The sequence below is a fragment of the Humisphaera borealis genome, assembly GCF_015169395.1.
In the GTDB taxonomy this organism is placed as follows: domain Bacteria; phylum Planctomycetota; class Phycisphaerae; order Tepidisphaerales; family Tepidisphaeraceae; genus Humisphaera; species Humisphaera borealis.
Genome location: NZ_CP063458.1, coordinates 1,216,191 through 1,232,214 on the forward strand (window position 1 = coordinate 1,216,191; position 16,024 = coordinate 1,232,214).

Here is a 16,024-nt window from a genome sequence, read left to right on the forward strand (position 1 = left end):
AGAATATCCACGCCAACGTTCACATCATTTCCTTAGGCTCGGTGGACTATGGGAAGGCTCAAAAGGGCGAGCAGCCTTTGTGCCACTCCTACGGGGCTGACTAGCGGCCGCCAGTATGCCGCGATCGCCTGAGGATTACGCTCGCCACGGTCCCATGCATCCGACTCCTTCGAGACTGCGGCAGCAAGTGAGTGGGGGTTGTGGTAGCTACTAACCCTCCCATACGCTGTTTCGGCCACTAGTCCCGAAATGGAGGGGATTGGAGTACCGACGACTGTACCGCCAAGTGCTAGCATTTCATTCGCGACGATGGGTGACCCCTCCCATCGGGATGAGAGGAGTAGTGTCCGGGATTCTGCCATCAGATCCCGGATCCGCTCACGTGGCTGCACTCCCAGCACCTGAACGTTACGAACCTGACGAGCGAGGACCGAGAATCGCTCCTTCGCCCCTTGGCCGATAATCACAATCCTAGATCGTGAGCCCCTATTACTCAATTGACGAACAGTAGAAGCGAGTAATGCAGCATTCTTTTGCGGTGAATTCCAACGACCGATCGCGATGATTCGATCCAGCCGACCCGTCGATAGTTCGCGTGAACAGAAGCTATGTGGAACCGGGTAGGGAAGCCAATTGACTCGCTCAGCCAACTCTCCGGCACCGATCCGACGAAGTAGGTGGCGGAACTCGTCCGCGGGCCCTAGTCCACCGAATGTCGTGATATCTGCGGCCGCCGTATTTGCGACCAGTGCTCGATGTTCTTCGCTGGCGCGGAATATGGCTCGGTCCAACCAATGCTTGGTCGCGCCCAATTTCCCTCGAAAGGTCGGCTGAAGGAATGTCATGTATCGGAATGTGGACCATTGGTGAAGTCTCGGACTGACATGGCCGTCAGAGTCTGTTATTGAAAGCACCCGCAATCCAGCCAATCTAGCTGCCGCCATTAGTTCTGTCATTCGGTGCCAGGTGATGAATACAGCGGCCCGGCACCCTGACAGACGCCAGAAATTTGGATCGACTAGCTCCCGCTCACTACCGAAGGCGCGCGTCGGATAAGGATACCCAGACTCGGTGCCGGTCGGGCAGATGGTGAGGCATGGCATCCCGAGGGCGCGCAACCCCTCGACGTACAACTCAAATCGCACCGAGATTTCCATTAAGCGGACGGGCGCGTTCCAAACTAGTCCGATCATTGGCCGAGCACCTCCGACTTGACGGGAATAGCATCAAACTCACGTGGGTCTGCCGGGTAGCCACCGAAAAACGGGCCAAAATAGTATCGCGCGGGTTCGTAGTGGTACTCTGCGGAGTCGTTGGCTGGAAACGCGTTGACGTCCAAATCGTCACGGACGAAGAAGGCATTGACGCCTGTCCAGTTGCAGCCGACCAACCGATAGCCCCTCTTGCGAGCAAGTCGCTCGAATGCCTTCAGGCTCGCCCCGTGCGCTCTGGTGCCCGAGTTGCAGAACTTCGCATCATATGGCATCACCCAATCGAGTGAAGGCCCCAAGCCGGCGTTGTACTCGACGACGACCACGCGCGGGTGGACCCTACGCAGCGCCTCCCAAACCCACCACTCGTTTCCGTCAATGTCTAAGCTCAGAAGGTCAACTTCGTTTGGAACTCCGGCTGATACCAGAAGTTCGTCCACGCACTCTGCAGTCACAAAGGATTGCAAAAATTTCAAGCGTTTCGATGCAATCAACTGCGCAAACTCTGCCGTAATGTAGCTTGCATTAGAAGCACTAGCATCTATCCAGACCCCCGACCATCCCTTCTGCATCAGGTACGCGGTGTTGTTCTCCAGCCCGTTCCCCACGCCTATCTCGACGAAACTCTCGCTGCCGGACCCGATGCGGGCGAAGATCTGTTCCAGTATGCCGTCCTCGTCGTTCTGGGAATACACCTTAAAGCCATGTCGCGTCACAGCGCGACTGTCTTGGTACCGTGGGTCAAAGCGGAGAGCGTGGATCCAAAGCTGCTCGCGAATTAGGTGCAACTGTCGGTCGGCAACCATATAGGCGGATCGGATCGATGGGATCGCTCCGATGATGCCCTTGATCTTTCTCAGCGAGATTGCTAGGAAACGAAGCATGTGTTTCAACTCCTTGACATCGTGCGATCCAACGCACGGCCAAGATTATCGCCGCCGGACAGAAGGAAGCGCGTTCTATCGCCCTCATGCAAGGAAGCCGCAACGTCCTCATGTCGCATCAATTCGGCACTCGGCGAAGCCACGTAGTTAGATGAACCTGGCCAGCTAAAACCCAATTTCCGGTGGCGAGCAGTTCGCCGATCGCGCGTCCTACCCCGGTGGTTCCTACACTGTCGTGAAAAACCATGACGCCACCTGGTCGGACGCGCCATGCGGTGACTTCCACGTCCTTAGCCGCTGCGGAATACTCGTGATCGCCATCAATAAACACGAGTTCGAGCGATTTGGGCAGGTCCTCCCGACTAATGTGAGCACTGTTCATTCTCACCGGCCGAATGATGTCCACTAAATCCTTGATATTGTCGGTGAATGTTGCGTACGTGTCTATAGTGGGCTCTGATCCCATCGCATCGTTGTTCCAAGTGTCAACGCAATACAATACCCCATTTACCTCGCGAAGCCCTGCAGCCAGAAAGCACGCGGACGCGCCAAGGTGAGAGCCAATTTCTACGGCGGTTGAGCCTGACGGGGTCGACACCGCGAGCTTATAGAGGACGGCCAGTTCGGATGGGGAGGTGTAAGTCGGGATGCCTATGCATCGCCTCCCCGCAGCTTTTGCAACGGCTCGTCGAACCCACCAGTCATCCAGACTATGTGACATCCTGAAGATTCGCTGAGCAGCGCTCCGGGCGATGCGATAAATCGTCGGTAAGGAACTGGGGCCAAGGATCATATTGAGTGGTCACCTGTACGATTAGATAGACTGGCTGACGATCCAGGACTCCGGCACAATGGAACCTGCTGCCGGGCTGTGCGGAAACGTGCGACTGGGCGTTGGACTCCGGTCAATAGTGAAAGAAACGCAGGGCGGCGTTTGATCGAAAGTCTCCGTATTGTGACTACCGAGCCAGATCGCGACAGCGTAAACGCTTGGAACGAGGGGAGGAAGGGCCACGACGATTTGAAGTGCGTGAAGCGTACAGTCGTCGAAAATGAATGGCGTAACACGGGGAATAGTTTGCATGAACCTGATCCCAGCCGCGTCGTGGAAGTCGATGGCCAAGAACGCAGCCTTATGCGGTGGGCGTGAACGAAGTCTTATATTCACTTCTAGAGTGTGATTGGGTTGCTCACCCGCCAGATGAACGTTGACCTCCTCAACGCAAAGTGAGATCTGTTCAATACCGTGCGGACGCTCCCACATGCTGCTCTGTCTGTCGCCCCCTCCCGCCGTATAATGTTGGACCGCAGCGTCTGCAGCGCCTGTGAAGCATGTTTGACCGCGTAAAAGTACTATACCCGATGTGCAGAGTTGCTGAACTGCCTGCATATTGTGGCTCACGAACAGTACTGTGCGACCACCGCGAGCGACATCGCCCATTTTTCCGAGGCACTTCTTTTGGAACTCCGCATCACCTACAGCCAACACCTCGTCGACGATAAGAATCTCCGGCTCCAAGTGCGCCGCGACGGCGAACGCGAGCCTCATGTACATGCCCGAGGAATAGTGCTTTACTGGTGTGTCGATAAACTTCTCGATCTCGGCAAACGCGACGATCTCGTCGAACTTTCGGGTGATCTCCGAACGCCGCATGCCGAGGATCGCGCCGTTGAGGAAGATGTTCTCGCGACCGGAGAGTTCCGGATGAAAGCCTGTACCGACTTCAAGGAGGCTGCCGACCCGGCCGTGGATGTCGGCGCCGCCTTCGGATGGTTCGGTAATGCGGCTGAGGATTTTAAGAAGCGTACTCTTACCTGCCCCGTTGCGGCCGATGATCCCGACGACCTGTCCCCTTTTCACCTCAAATGATACATCCTTCAACGCCCAGAACGGTTCGCGCGACGCAGGTCGACGCCCGTGCCTGATCAGCCGCCCTGCCGTTTGCATGATCGCATCGCGGACCGTCTTGTAGCGCGGCACCGCGGCGGCACCTAGTTGGTAACGCTTGCCAAGACCATTCACACTAATCGCGATATCACCCATGAGTTGCTGCTGCTGGCTTGGTGGCCTGTTCACTTCCAAATAGGTGCAAGTTCGCCGAGATGCAATACAGAGGTCAGACGACGTCGGCGAACTGGGCCTCAACCCGGCGGAAGTAGAATAGCCCGCCGATAAGCAGCGCCACGACAACCGCGACCGAAGCGGCCATGAGGCCCGGATCGGGAGCTGGCCCGCCGACCAGTGCCCAGCGGAACCCGTCGACCACGCCGGTCATCGGGTTGATTCCGTAGAGGATGCGCCAGCCTTGTGGCACTAGGCTACTGGGGTAGGCAATTGGCGTAAGGAAGAGCCAGAGCTGCGTGAGGAACGGGACGACGTAACGAACATCGCGGTATTGTACGTTAAGTGCCGCCAGCCACAGCCCGACACCCAGCGCGGCGGCCAGCGCCAGCAGCGTGAATACCGGGAGCATCGCAACAGCCACGGTGATTCTTGGTGGGAAGCCGGCGGCGGCGTAACCAACCATCATCAGTCCGACCAGTCCGAATGCGATTGCAAAGTCCGCCGCACCTGCCAGGACAGACGACAGCGGAATGACAAGCCGCGGGAAGTAGACCTTACTGATTAGCCTCTGCTCATTCACGAGGCTGTTGCTCGATTGCTGAAGGGCGTAGGCGAACAGTTGCCACGGGAGCAATCCAACCAGCGCGAAAATGGGGTAAGGAATACCGTCCGACGGCATCTTGGCAAGCCGGCCAAAGAAGATTGTGAAAACGACCATCGTGCAGAGTGGCTGCAGCACGGCCCAGGCGACTCCGAGTACCGTTTGCTTGTAGCGGACGCTGATGTCCCGAGCCGCAAGAAAGCCTAGGAGCTCGCGATAGCGCCAGAGCTCACGTAAATCAAGCGCGCGCCAGCCGGTACCGGGCCGGATCCGGACGACATCGTCCGCTATACACACAGGAATGGCAGCCGAGCTTTGGCTGTCGATTACTTTAGCGGGCGACGGTGATATCTTGATAGGGTTTGCCGATGGCACGGTCATGAATGGTTCGCATTTGAGGAACGGTCGTTTTGGAAGCACGCCGACCGACGAGAATACCCATTTGAACGACCAGTAGAAGTGACATGGGTATGGAGGACAGAATTCCCGTCCCGATGAATGCTGTCGCCCAAGCGATCAGCACGAAGGAGAACATCATCTTGTAGCCGAGCCGCCAGTTGCCGGTCTGTTCTGAAGTCGGTGGCGGCCAAACAACCCAGACGATGAACGCCAGCCAGAAGACCAAGCCGAGGATGCCTTGGTCAACCAGTATTCGAGAATACTCATTCTCCATACCGATGGGCTTTGGTGCCCGATCGGCTAGGAAAGATGGCAAACTCGTTCCTATCGAACTGCCCATCCCCGCCCCCATGGGGTATTCCACCAAGAGATCGAGGAACGATGCGTTCATGCTCATGTAGGCCCGGCCGTAGACTTGTTGGGTGTCCTGCATTTCTAGCACGCGTTGAAACCGAGGGTTCGCGATGACGAGCCACGCTGACAATCCGACGACAACTGCCAAAAGCGTGCCGTGTTTTACAGGAAACCCGCTTACGATCCAAGTGGTAACCAACGTAAGTGCGGCTGTCACAACCGGCTGACGAGCGCCGCACATCAAGATGCCGATGCACGCCGCGACAATGCCGAGGACGAATGCAAGTCGTTCCCAAGCGTGCGGTCGGGCCATCATTCCACCCATCAGCAAAGGCAGCGTGGCCATCATCGTTCCACCATAAGCGTGCGCGCTCATGAATGTGGCCGGGATTCGGTTCCAAGATTCACCGCCTACCCCTAGTATGGACCGGTACATAAGCTCGGTCACGGCATTCTTCGGGTACAACGCCTCGAGGCCATAGAAGTACAGGTAGAACCCCGCGCCGGTCGCGATTAGGTTGAGGGGTATCAAGACGCGGGAGATTACAAAGAGATCCCGGTCGGTCATCAGACTCGCAAAAAGAATGGCGGGCAGCAGCCAAATCGTGCCCCGGAGAGCCACGAGCTGAACCAATAGGTCATTTACGGGGGCCAACGCGATAACTGCGGCCAAACCACAAAGGAGAATGACCCGGTCAAGCAGCCCGGGCGGGAATCGAACGCTACCTGACTGTTTTAGTTTCGCATAGGCACCAAGATAGAAGCCCAGCATCCCACCATCAAACATGAAAGTTGAGAAGACACCTAGGAAGTTCGCGCGGATGATGCCGTTGAAGTAACCGACCGCAATGGCTGTGCCGAGCCCTGCCCCCAATGACCGACGGGCCGCGATCGTGGTGATCAGAAAGGCGAGGATTGGAAACGCGATTTCCAACTACATGAACCGTCATAGCGGACGAGGCCGACAATGGCTAAGACATATCGCTTGAAGTGACAGAAAGCGAACGCCCGTCCGGAACCGAATGAGCGGTGATCCGCACGCCCAACCAAGTCAAGTTTAAAGTTCTATTGAAGGGGCCAGAAAAAGCAGGTGGGGCCAGTTATCCAGGCCGACCATCGTATCGATGGGAGTAAGTATATCCGCCAATTGAAGGTGGCGAGAATAGGCCGCCCGGCGGGTTGCTCGGAGATCGTGGGAGACACGAAGGCACCGATAGCCGAAGTTTGTGAGGCTTTGCAGGATATCTTCGGCTCGGATCCCGTATCGTAACAGGTCATGTGGATGGACTTCGAGCAATAGGCGGCGAACACGGTGCGTGCTTAGTGATTGCTCTAGCCCTCGAAGTGCCAGTCCTTCCGCCCCTTCAATGTCCATCTTGAGCACATCAACGGTGTCGATATTGTACTCCTCCAGAATTGTGTCAAGGGACGCCGTTCTAACGGGGAAACATCGTCCATGAACTTTGTCACCATTGGCAACAAGCCGGGAGACGCCGAAGTTTTCCCCGGCTTCGTCAAAACCGGCAAGCGTCATCGTCCCCTCTCTGTCGGCCGCAGCAACCTGGATCGCCTGTACATGGGCGAGACGGTTGAGAGTAATGTTCGTTTGGAGCTGGGGAAAGAGACGGGGGTCCGGCTCTAGGCTAATGACTCGCCCGGCCGAACCTACACAATGTGCCGCAAGTAAAGTGAAGTATCCCCAGTTTGCGCCAACATCGAGCAAGACCTGCCCCGGACTGAGTAACTGCCGAAGTACAAGAGTTTCCTGAGGTTCATACATGCCGGTAAAGCAAACTTCCCGGGCAATCCCGTCCTGTAGGTTGCACAAAAATCGGTAAGCTTTTCCGTCTTGGCGAAGTTCTGCAACAAACGTTGCAGCAGATCGTCGGCCGACTGCGTTCATGAGACGGTAGCGGCCGAACGGAAGAAGCTGAATCAAACGAGAAGCCGCCTTGACCCAGAGTGGTGTGCAGGGAAGCAACGCGGCGCTCGATGTTGCGCTCGTGGCGGCAGTTACATTGAGGGGCATGTCACTCACTGCGTGTCCTCGCAGAAATCATGAAATTGTCGGAGCATGCTTGTGGGAACAGACGTGACAAAGCGTTTGGATAGCGCCATGGGGTCAATACCACCCGGCCGCTTCGCGAGTAGTCGACCGAGACATCCGTCAGTCCACACTCGGCAGCAATTCGGCGTAAGTCCACTTCGAGGAGCGCAGTGAGGTGTGCGGGGTACGACCCGGCTCGAAAAGCACTGAACTCATTTCGCAACAAAAGTGTCAGCTTACTTAGCAGGCTCAGCTGGTTCGGTGTAGTAATCATTACCCAACCGCCGGGCCGGGCTAAGCGCGTCAGCTCTCGCACGAATGCGCGCGGATTCTCCAGATGTTCGATCGTCTCAGCTGCAACGACGACATCGGCGAAACCATCCGGCAAGGGAACTCGGCCGGAGTCGAGATCCACTTTCACAAACTCTGCGTCATCGGGGAACTGTTCGAAGTGCAGAACATCGGCACCGACGTATCGACTGATCCCATCCGGCGCGAACGGGCGAAAGGAACCGACGCCGCACCCGACATCGAGCAGTGTTCCGGAGACATTCAGAGAGCGAATTCTCCGCTCGATCATTCGGTAGATCGGGCCCGCGCTGGTTCCACCACTTTGCACGGCTCGGGCTTCGACCGACAAGGCATTCTCGGCTGCTGCAACCAAGGTTCTCATTGCCCTCCCGATGTAGCACGCGAACCTGCCAAACCTCGGAACAATCGCATCAGTTGCAGAATCTGGCTTGCGGGGGCACATAGTTCCGCGGCTCGATTCCGACAGGCATCCGAGAGTTGGGAGTCGCTTTTCACGCCGGTGACTAGTTCACGCAAAGCCCGTGCGAGTGCGGAGGGGTCGGCTGGCGGTACAAGCCGACCGCATGCGGGTGTCACGATCTCGGCCGCCGCGCCGATTTCCGTGGTTACCAGCGGCAGTCCAGCTGCTAGCGCCTCAATGAAAGCCAGTCCGAAAGGCTCGGGCCCCATGTTCGGCTGGCAGTGAATGTCCGCTGCAGCGAGCAGTCGCGGGATGTCGCTGCGCTGGCCGAGAAAACGGATGCGACCCGACACAGGCGATTCGGATGCGAGATTGCGTAGGCGGTCGAGGTACTGATGCTCAGATGGACGCTGCGCGCCGCCGGCAATCCAGCATGTCCAACCGGGCAGGTCGTTCAGTTTTCGTAGCGCGGCCAGCAAAAGATCGTGTCCCTTCCATTCTTCCATCCGGGCGAACATTACGATGGCTACATCCGCCGAATCCGTCTCCAGTTCTCTTCTGACGTCCTCACGGATTGTCGGGCTTAGGTGAGCGGATCCTAGAGATACGGGGGCGTAGCATACCTCTGTCTTCACCGCGGGAAACAGCGTTGGCAAGCGCTCGGCCGTGTATTTGCTGTTGGCAAGCACTAAATCGGGATGAACCTTGGCGGCCTTGCGTTCGGACCAATGGACCATGCGCGGGATGTCATGCGCCCAAAAAACCAACGGCACTCCAACATCCCGAATCACAGAGCCGAACAGAGCGTGCGGCCAGCAGGCGTGGCAGATCGCGACATCGTATCGCTCGCGGCGAAGCAGATTGCGCAGCCCACGCCGGGCACGCCACATTGTCCAGGGACGACTGAACCGGACGTCGCCGAGGAGATGTACTGGAACACCTTCAGACCGGAGTTCAGCGGCAACTTTTCCATCGAAGCACAGCCCGAAGCTTGGCTCCATTTGTTCACAACAGGCCCGCTCCAGAGCCAGAGTCGTCAGCAGGCGCTCGATGCCGCCGTATAGGTTGCCGGCCGATAGATGAAGAACGCGTAAGGTCACAAGGATGTGCCAGCACAGGCAGATGTTAGGATGCCCAGTATGCCCAGTGCCAACGCGATACAACTTACTCGCTGACAGGCTCCAGCAGTGCCGGATCGATCTCCAGCGCCACGCCGGAACCCAGCAAGGTCACAGCCAGCACGAGAATCTGTCGGTTATCTCGGCGGATCACCCTCCCCTCGATCCCAATCAGAGGCCCGGAACGCACTCTACAACGCTTCCCGACAACAGCGAAGGGGTATACATCGAGGGACGGCCTGACCAAAAGGGCCGTTTCGATGGATCGAAGTTCCTCTACAAACTCTGCTTGGTTTGCGACTGGAATCGGCCGAACTATTTGGCCGCTTTCCAGTGCCCTCAACCTGTCGGCTTCATCGCCACAAACGAAGACGTAAGACGGAAAGGCAGGAATCAGACTGCTGCGCTTCCGGCCGCCGGAGACGTAGTCCTTGCGGCACATGGGCAAGTAGTACCCTACGCTGTTGGTCAGCAAATCGAAGGCGAGCGTTTTCTCGCAGCGGGGCTTGGTGTGGGCAACCCACCATTTACCTTGCAGGTCACCGACGCTCTTGCATCCTGATGGCAGCATCGGGGGGTTGTCGCGGAGGCGTAGCATAAAACAGTCTGCGCGGACTTCGTCCCCGTCGGTGCACGTCGTGCACTGAAGCTCTATCAGTCGTTCCGGCCGCCGAGATGCGTTGGGCGGTCCAGATTTTTACAGCGACTTTCGCCTAGCCAATCCAATGGCTACAACGAATACTCACACTTTCGTCGAGCCGCGGTCAACCTGCAAGGAATTCAAGGGAGCTTTGTCGGAAGATAACATGATGCGCTACGTGAAATCCCCTAGTTGGCCGCTACAGCGTACACAGTTTGCCCAGATCGGCACATCTTGTCGCACCTGCTGGCGACGGAGGCCGGCTGTAGCGAAGCGAACAGCAACGATGCGTGGCAACCGCCCTCCTGAAACCGCGACGATTACCCGATTGCGACTCTTACCTCAAGTTCTTCTGTCGGGTAGCTCTCACGGAGCTTCTTTCCGCTACCTTTTGCCTTGGCAGGAGTGTCGATAACGGATTCGCTGTTGGTAGACATCGGCGTTGGCTTCGGCAAACTTCTCACTCTCACTACCTTGGCGTCGGAACGGGTAGCACGCCTCCGAAAGACGTCGTCGTACAACTCGATCGTTCGCTCGGCCATGGCAGCGTCACCGAATTTTTCAATGGCGCGAGCCCTCCCTGTGGACGTCAGCCTGCCATGTAGGCCTGGGTTCTCGAGCAGACGCCGTGCGGCGGCGGCGAATGCCTGGGGGTTGTCCACCGGGACGGTCAGACCAGTCGCTTCGTTTTCGCTCACCCAGGGCACGCCGCTGTCGGGGATCGCCGTGTTGATCACCGGGCACCCGCTCGCCATCGCTTCAACTTGCACCAGTCCGAAGGCTTCGCTTCGAGCGTTCGACGGGAACCAGAAAGCAGTGGCGGCGTGATAGGCCCCCACCAAATCATCAGCTTCCACGTATGGCGACCAGACCAGGCGATTGGCGACGCCCAGTTTCTGAGCCGCTTGCACCAGATTCTCTTTGTACGGCCCCTGCCCGACCAGGAGTAACTTGCCTGGTACATCCTTCAGTGCCCGAAGCGCCGTGTCGAAGCCCTTGTAATAGACGCACCGGCCGACCGCAAGCCACAGCGGCGAGCCGTGTTCTGCTCTCAACGCGGCAGCCGCGGCCAGCGCTCTTGGCGACGGGTTCAGAAACGGTTCTAGCTTCAATCCCATCGGCACCGTTTCAACCTTGTTTGCAACGTGTAGCAAACGCGATGAACCGGCGATGTACGTGGGGCTGTTGGAGATGACGCGGGCGGCACTGTTGTAAACGAGTTGCTCGAACGGCTGAAACGCCTTGTAAAGAACCCGCTGCTTCACAACATCGCTGTGGTGCGTGATGACAATCGGGATCCAAGGCCGCAATGCCGCGACGATCAGAAGCATCGTGGGGTTCGGCGTGTGCAGATGAATGATGTCGAACGAATCTCGCCGCAGCATGCGGTAGAGAAGCGACACATCCGGAACGAAGTCGATCTTTGCCGCGTGGGCGCTGCGGCCCAGCCGGGTCACTTGCACGCCCTGATCGACCTCGGTGATCGTCTGGGTTGCGCCTCGGCGGCTCCACGTCACCTCACGCCCCTGGTTGTTTAAGTGATTCACGCAGACGACGTGAACATCAGCCCCCAGTGCTGCCTGAGCACGAGCCAACACCTGAACGTGCGTCTCAATGCCGCCTGGGGCAGGCGGATAGTACTTGCCCAAGTGGCATATGCGAATGCGCTGCTTACTTCCCATGCCCATACATTTCCCACTTTCGACCAGCATGACCCGCAAATGGTTTCTGAAACGACACCCGACGAATCGAAACCGCGACCCCACCGTCCGACCAAGTTACGACTGGAAACTGCCCGCTCGAAACGACTTACAACAACCAACATGTTTACGCACAGTCCACCCGCTCTCTTCGAAGTACCCGGTATAGCTGTAGTTCCGTGCTGGTTCAATCGCTGACTATAAAACTAGCAATTTTGGAACGAAACACAGACGTCATTCAAGCGGAGCAACCGACGTACCGCTTCCAGCGACAACAAATCCAGTCGCATCAGAAATTCCAAAGAATTAACGTAGCGGTCGTGCCTACCGCACCAGGATTTCTGCACTACGTGAGGTGACAAAGTGGCCTACGCCCGTAGAAAAGTCTCCAGCAGCAGCCTCCTCGCTGCCTACGCACCGCAATGCTTTGCAGGTAAAACAAACGGCGCTACCCTCACGTCGTTACTACCAAGTTACACAAGAAACATTCACGATCAAAACAATCTTTTCCCATTTGGTCGGCACCTAGGTGTTTCTCTTGTCGCGTTACGGCGCTCCGCCGGTTACAAGGGCACTCGACGCCCAATAACTCAGCGAACGAACAGCCAGCCGGCATGCGGCCTGCAAAATGCCGATCGACTGCATGTGAGGTAGACTCCAGCTGGATGCGATATCGGTTACGCCCCAGCTTCCTCCAAGTCTTCGACGACTTGCCCTACTACCCGGGCCACGTCTTCGATTCGCGCTGGAAGCAATTCCTCTTTCGCGGAACCGCCCTCGTTCTGATCGTCTTGGCCGTCTACGCGCCCGTGCTGCTGAGCCAGCTGCTCTGGGTTGACTCCGCCAGCGAGACCGGCGAACTCTTCCTGCGGAGCAGCGAAGGCCTGGCCCGACTTTGGACTTCACCCGGGATCAGGCCCGCCTATCAGCCCCTCTCCGACTCCCTCCTTTGGCTTCAATACCAGTCGTGGGGCTCACATCCGCTGGGATTCCACCTCGTCAGCCTGGTCCTTCATGCCTTAAATGCCCTGCTCGTCTGGATCATCTGCCGACGTCTGTCGATCCCGGGCGGCTGGCTCGTCGCTACCCTTTTCGCGCTGCACCCGACCCAGGCCCAGGCCGTCGCGTGGGTAGGCGGTCAAGGCGCCATCCTCGCCACGACCTTTCTCCTGTCATCTTTACTGATGTATCTCCGCTTCGCCCGCATCGCTCCCGCCGAGGACGACACCCCGGACGATACAACCGACGACTTTCGTTCCGAGCACTTTTCCTCGTGCGACGGCGGACCGCTCAACTACCTTGTCGCGCTGACACTCTTCGGGCTCGCCCTCCTGGCCGGCTCCTGGACCTGGATAACGCCGCTCGTCCTTATCCTTTTGCTCTGGTGGCGGCGAACCAAGGTGACAAGGGCCGACCTGAAGCCCCTGCTCCCGTTCCTCCTACTCGGATTGGCCGCCTGCGTCTTCCACGCTTGGCGGGCAGAACTCTACGCCAGCAGGCAGGGTATCGCCGCCGACCTGACCGCCATCGATCGCATTCTGCTCTGGGGGCGGTCGTTCTGGTTCTACCTTGCCCAGCTTGCCGTCCCTAGTGACCTCCTCTTCGTCTACTCTCGTTGGGAGTTCGATCCCTCCCCCTGGTGGCAGTATCTCTTCCCCCCCGCCGTTATCATCACCGTGGTGGCGGTTTGGCGTTGGCGATTGGTGGTCGGCCGAGGCCCCGTCGTCGCTGTTCTCTCGTTCGCGGTCTGTCTGCTCCCTACTGCCGGCCTCGTTAGGCACGAATGGATGCGATACGCCTATGTCGGCGACCACCTGGCCTATCTCGCCCGCCTGGGCCCGATCGCCCTGCTCGTCGCGGGGTTGATCCGCCTGACGGACCGTGCAACCGATGAAGATTTCCGTCGCTTCCGCCGATCGGTCGGCGGTGCCCTGCTCATCACTACCCTGGGCACGTTTGCCTTCCTCCAAGCTCAAACCTACGCCGACGCCGAAACCCTCTGGCGGCACGTTCTGGCGAGCGATCCCAGTTCCACCGTCGCCAACCGCCAGCTCGCAAAGACTTACATGGCTCAGGGCCGAACCGACCTCGCCGCCCGACACCTGCGGTCAGCCGTCGCCGATAACCCGGACGATGTCGACCTCGTCGTCGATTGGGGAGCCGTTCTCGAAGCCGAGGGAACACTGGACGAGGCCGAGAAGCAACTGCTTTGGGCAATTCACCTCGATCCCGCCAACGATCGCGCCTACCGCCTGCTCGCGTCCATCAACGCCAAACGAGGGAAAGACACCGAGGCCTTGAGGTACGTCGAGCTGACGCTCCGCTACAACCTACGTGACGCCACGGCCCATGGCCTACGCGGAGCCATCTATCGCCGCCAGAAACAGCCCCAAGCCGCGATCGACGAACTCAACGCTGCCTTGGAGCTCGATGCAACGCTGGTTTCCGCCCGGCTTGAGTTGGCCGACCTCCTGTTCCAGCTCGGCCGACTCCCCGAATCGGCAGAACAACTGCAGGAGCTTGTTCGGATCGACCCCCGCAATTTCGATGCCTTCATGAAGGCCGGCGACCTGCTCGGCCGCCTGAACGACTTCGCGCGAGCCGAGCGCATGTTCCGCAGTGCCGTGCGCGTCCGCCCAACATCCGCTGAGGCCCACAACAATCTCGGTGCCGCTCTGGCCACCCAGGGAAGAGTGAGCGAAGCGATCTATTGCTTCGCACAGGCCGTGCGGCTCAAGCCGGATTTCGCTTCTGCCCAAAAGAATCTTGCCTGGGCGACTGCTAGGCGAGAGGCGGATGTACCGGCAAGCTTGCCGGCTCGCGAGTGAGAATGAGAAGCTTCGCCGTCGGTGAAGAAGACGACGTTGTACGACTGGACGGGCCGCAGGCCGGCGACCGCCTTGGCAAGCTCGTGCTTTAGGGTGCCGAGCCAGCCGACCCACGCCCGGTGGAGCGGGGTGAAGCGGTCGTCAGCGTGTTGACGCGGCCGACGGATTAAGGGGCGCGCGGAGCAGGTTCGCATTCCCTTGGCGATTGAACAGGACTTAGTAGGTAACGAAAGCTTAGTGGATTCCTTGTGCCTTGCGAATGTCCTCGCGATACCGTGACGACGGAGAAGGGACGAGGGGTGCGTCCAAGTTGGGTGAGAGAGTATTCAAGGTTTGTCGGGGGATTCCCTGCCAGCTCTCAGTCTTCCGGCAGCTCGAAGACTTTAATTCATCGTGGCCACTGTCGTGGATGGCCTTGCCTGCCTATCGGTGATAGGTCTCACACTCGGGTCGCGGCGAACGCATGCCGGTCTCCAACTTACGCGGAAGCCGACGGGTTTGCGGCGGGTATGTATCTGAAGCTCAAAATGGAACGGCTCGAGCCCGCCACCACGGGTGCGGCGCTCAACGGACGGGAAGAATCGCAAATGGCAAGACAAAGATGCGAAAAAGTGGCTGCAAACGGTCGGGCCGGGGTTTCGGTACCCGGTCGACGTATCCCCGGGTTCGCTAGGCGAGGATCGAGAATTCGAACTGGCTGCGGAAGCCTTAGCGTGGGCGCGCTGCGTGCAATCTTGGCTGGCGTTGGCTTGGAAGCACGCGCCGGAATCAAGCATTGCGACACGAGCGCGGGTGCAGGCAACGGCGTAGGAGGTTCGCGGACGTGGGGCGTTTCACGCTTCGTCGTCGTGATCTTGCCGGCACTGGCCTTTGCCGGACCGGTTGGCGCGCAAAGTACGTTCATTACGACAACAGGAACACAACAATGGGGAACTGCGGGTAACTGGTCTCCGAGTGGTGTGCCAAGCGCAATTGGTGCCAGCGTGACCTTCAACACGCCCGGTGGCAATCAGACTGTGAATCTCAGCCCGAGCGGAACCAATGTACGCACAGTCGGTTCGATTTCGATCACCAACAATAGCAGTTCCAATACGTTCTCGCTTGTGAACGGAACCGGCGGGTCTTTGATTCTTGATCAAACCGGAGGGGGGCCAGCAACTATTGTCGTCAACGGCAATGGCGATGTGATCAATACGATCAGCGCAACAACGACTCTGACAGATAGCGTTACAATCACGATCAACAACACAACGACCTCAAGTGGCAGCGGTGCGCTTACGCTGACCGGTGCAATTTCAGGTTCGGGTGGCATGACCAAGGAAGGCGCAGGCACACTTTCGCTCACCAGCGCCGCAAAAACATATAGCGGCACAACTCTTGTCAATGCTGGAATTTTGCGAGTTTCCGAAATCGCACAGCCTTCTAGTTCCTCGTCGCTGACAGTCGCGGATGGAGCACAACTTCG

The 16,024-nt window shown here is 58.3% G+C and carries 12 protein-coding genes and 1 pseudogene; 2 read left to right on the forward strand and 11 right to left on the reverse strand.

The features are described from left to right. Positions 1 to 32: 32 nt before the first annotated feature. The 11 genes from IPV69_RS27815 to IPV69_RS04610 all read right to left on the reverse strand — a co-directional run bounded on the left by IPV69_RS27815 (position 33) and on the right by IPV69_RS04610 (position 11,713). Entirely contained in the window at positions 33 to 1,193 is a 1,161-nt protein-coding gene (locus IPV69_RS27815; RefSeq protein WP_390884374.1) for a glycosyltransferase, read from the reverse strand. Further along, positions 1,190 to 2,095 (reverse strand): FkbM family methyltransferase, encoded by a 906-nt coding sequence (locus IPV69_RS04565; RefSeq protein ID WP_206293735.1) that lies wholly within the window; start codon positions 2,093 to 2,095, stop codon positions 1,190 to 1,192. Before IPV69_RS04565 ends, IPV69_RS27815 begins: the two co-directional genes overlap by 4 nt. Positions 2,096 to 2,213: 118 nt before the next feature. Further along, a complete protein-coding gene (locus IPV69_RS04570; protein ID WP_315853149.1) occupies positions 2,214 to 2,888 on the reverse strand; it encodes a class I SAM-dependent methyltransferase in 675 nt (224 codons plus the stop codon). A 21-nt stretch (positions 2,889 to 2,909) separates the two neighbouring features. Beyond that, positions 2,910 to 4,139 carry an ABC transporter ATP-binding protein gene (locus IPV69_RS04575; RefSeq protein WP_206293737.1) on the reverse strand — a complete coding sequence of 410 codons (1,230 nt, stop codon included), beginning with the start codon at positions 4,137 to 4,139 and terminating at the stop codon, positions 2,910 to 2,912. A gap of 73 nt (positions 4,140 to 4,212) precedes the next feature. Then, a complete protein-coding gene (locus IPV69_RS04580; RefSeq protein WP_206293738.1) occupies positions 4,213 to 5,142 on the reverse strand; it encodes an ABC transporter permease in 930 nt (309 codons plus the stop codon). Continuing rightward, complete coding sequence (locus IPV69_RS04585) at positions 5,093 to 6,448, reverse strand: O-antigen ligase family protein (protein ID WP_206293739.1); 1,356 nt, start codon at positions 6,446 to 6,448, stop codon at positions 5,093 to 5,095. The genes IPV69_RS04580 and IPV69_RS04585 overlap by 50 nt, the downstream gene beginning before the upstream one ends. A 123-nt stretch (positions 6,449 to 6,571) precedes the next feature. After that, complete coding sequence (locus IPV69_RS04590; protein ID WP_241179994.1) at positions 6,572 to 7,543, reverse strand: FkbM family methyltransferase; 972 nt, start codon at positions 7,541 to 7,543, stop codon at positions 6,572 to 6,574. 1 nt (position 7,544) lies between these two features. After that, a complete protein-coding gene (locus IPV69_RS04595) occupies positions 7,545 to 8,234 on the reverse strand; it encodes a class I SAM-dependent methyltransferase (RefSeq protein ID WP_206293741.1) in 690 nt (229 codons plus the stop codon). Beyond that, positions 8,231 to 9,274, reverse strand: a complete 1,044-nt coding sequence (locus IPV69_RS04600) for a glycosyltransferase family 4 protein (protein ID WP_241179995.1) — start codon at positions 9,272 to 9,274, stop codon at positions 8,231 to 8,233. The genes IPV69_RS04595 and IPV69_RS04600 overlap by 4 nt, the downstream gene beginning before the upstream one ends. 163 nt (positions 9,275 to 9,437) lie before the next feature. After that, positions 9,438 to 9,962 (reverse strand): transcription termination/antitermination protein NusG, encoded by a 525-nt coding sequence (gene nusG, locus IPV69_RS04605; RefSeq protein WP_206293743.1) that lies wholly within the window; start codon positions 9,960 to 9,962, stop codon positions 9,438 to 9,440. A 389-nt stretch (positions 9,963 to 10,351) separates the two neighbouring features. After that, positions 10,352 to 11,713 (reverse strand): glycosyltransferase, encoded by a 1,362-nt coding sequence (locus IPV69_RS04610; protein ID WP_206293744.1) that lies wholly within the window; start codon positions 11,711 to 11,713, stop codon positions 10,352 to 10,354. A 683-nt stretch (positions 11,714 to 12,396) separates the two neighbouring features. Between IPV69_RS04610 and IPV69_RS04615 the strand changes: the two genes are divergently transcribed. Beyond that, positions 12,397 to 14,559, forward strand: coding sequence for a tetratricopeptide repeat protein (locus tag IPV69_RS04615; protein ID WP_206293745.1), 2,163 nt, complete (start codon positions 12,397 to 12,399; stop codon positions 14,557 to 14,559). Positions 14,560 to 15,869: 1,310 nt separating this feature from the next. Continuing rightward, positions 15,870 to 15,923 (forward strand): annotated as a pseudogene (locus IPV69_RS27820) (hypothetical protein); the annotation flags it as partial. Positions 15,924 to 16,024 lie beyond the last annotated feature (101 nt).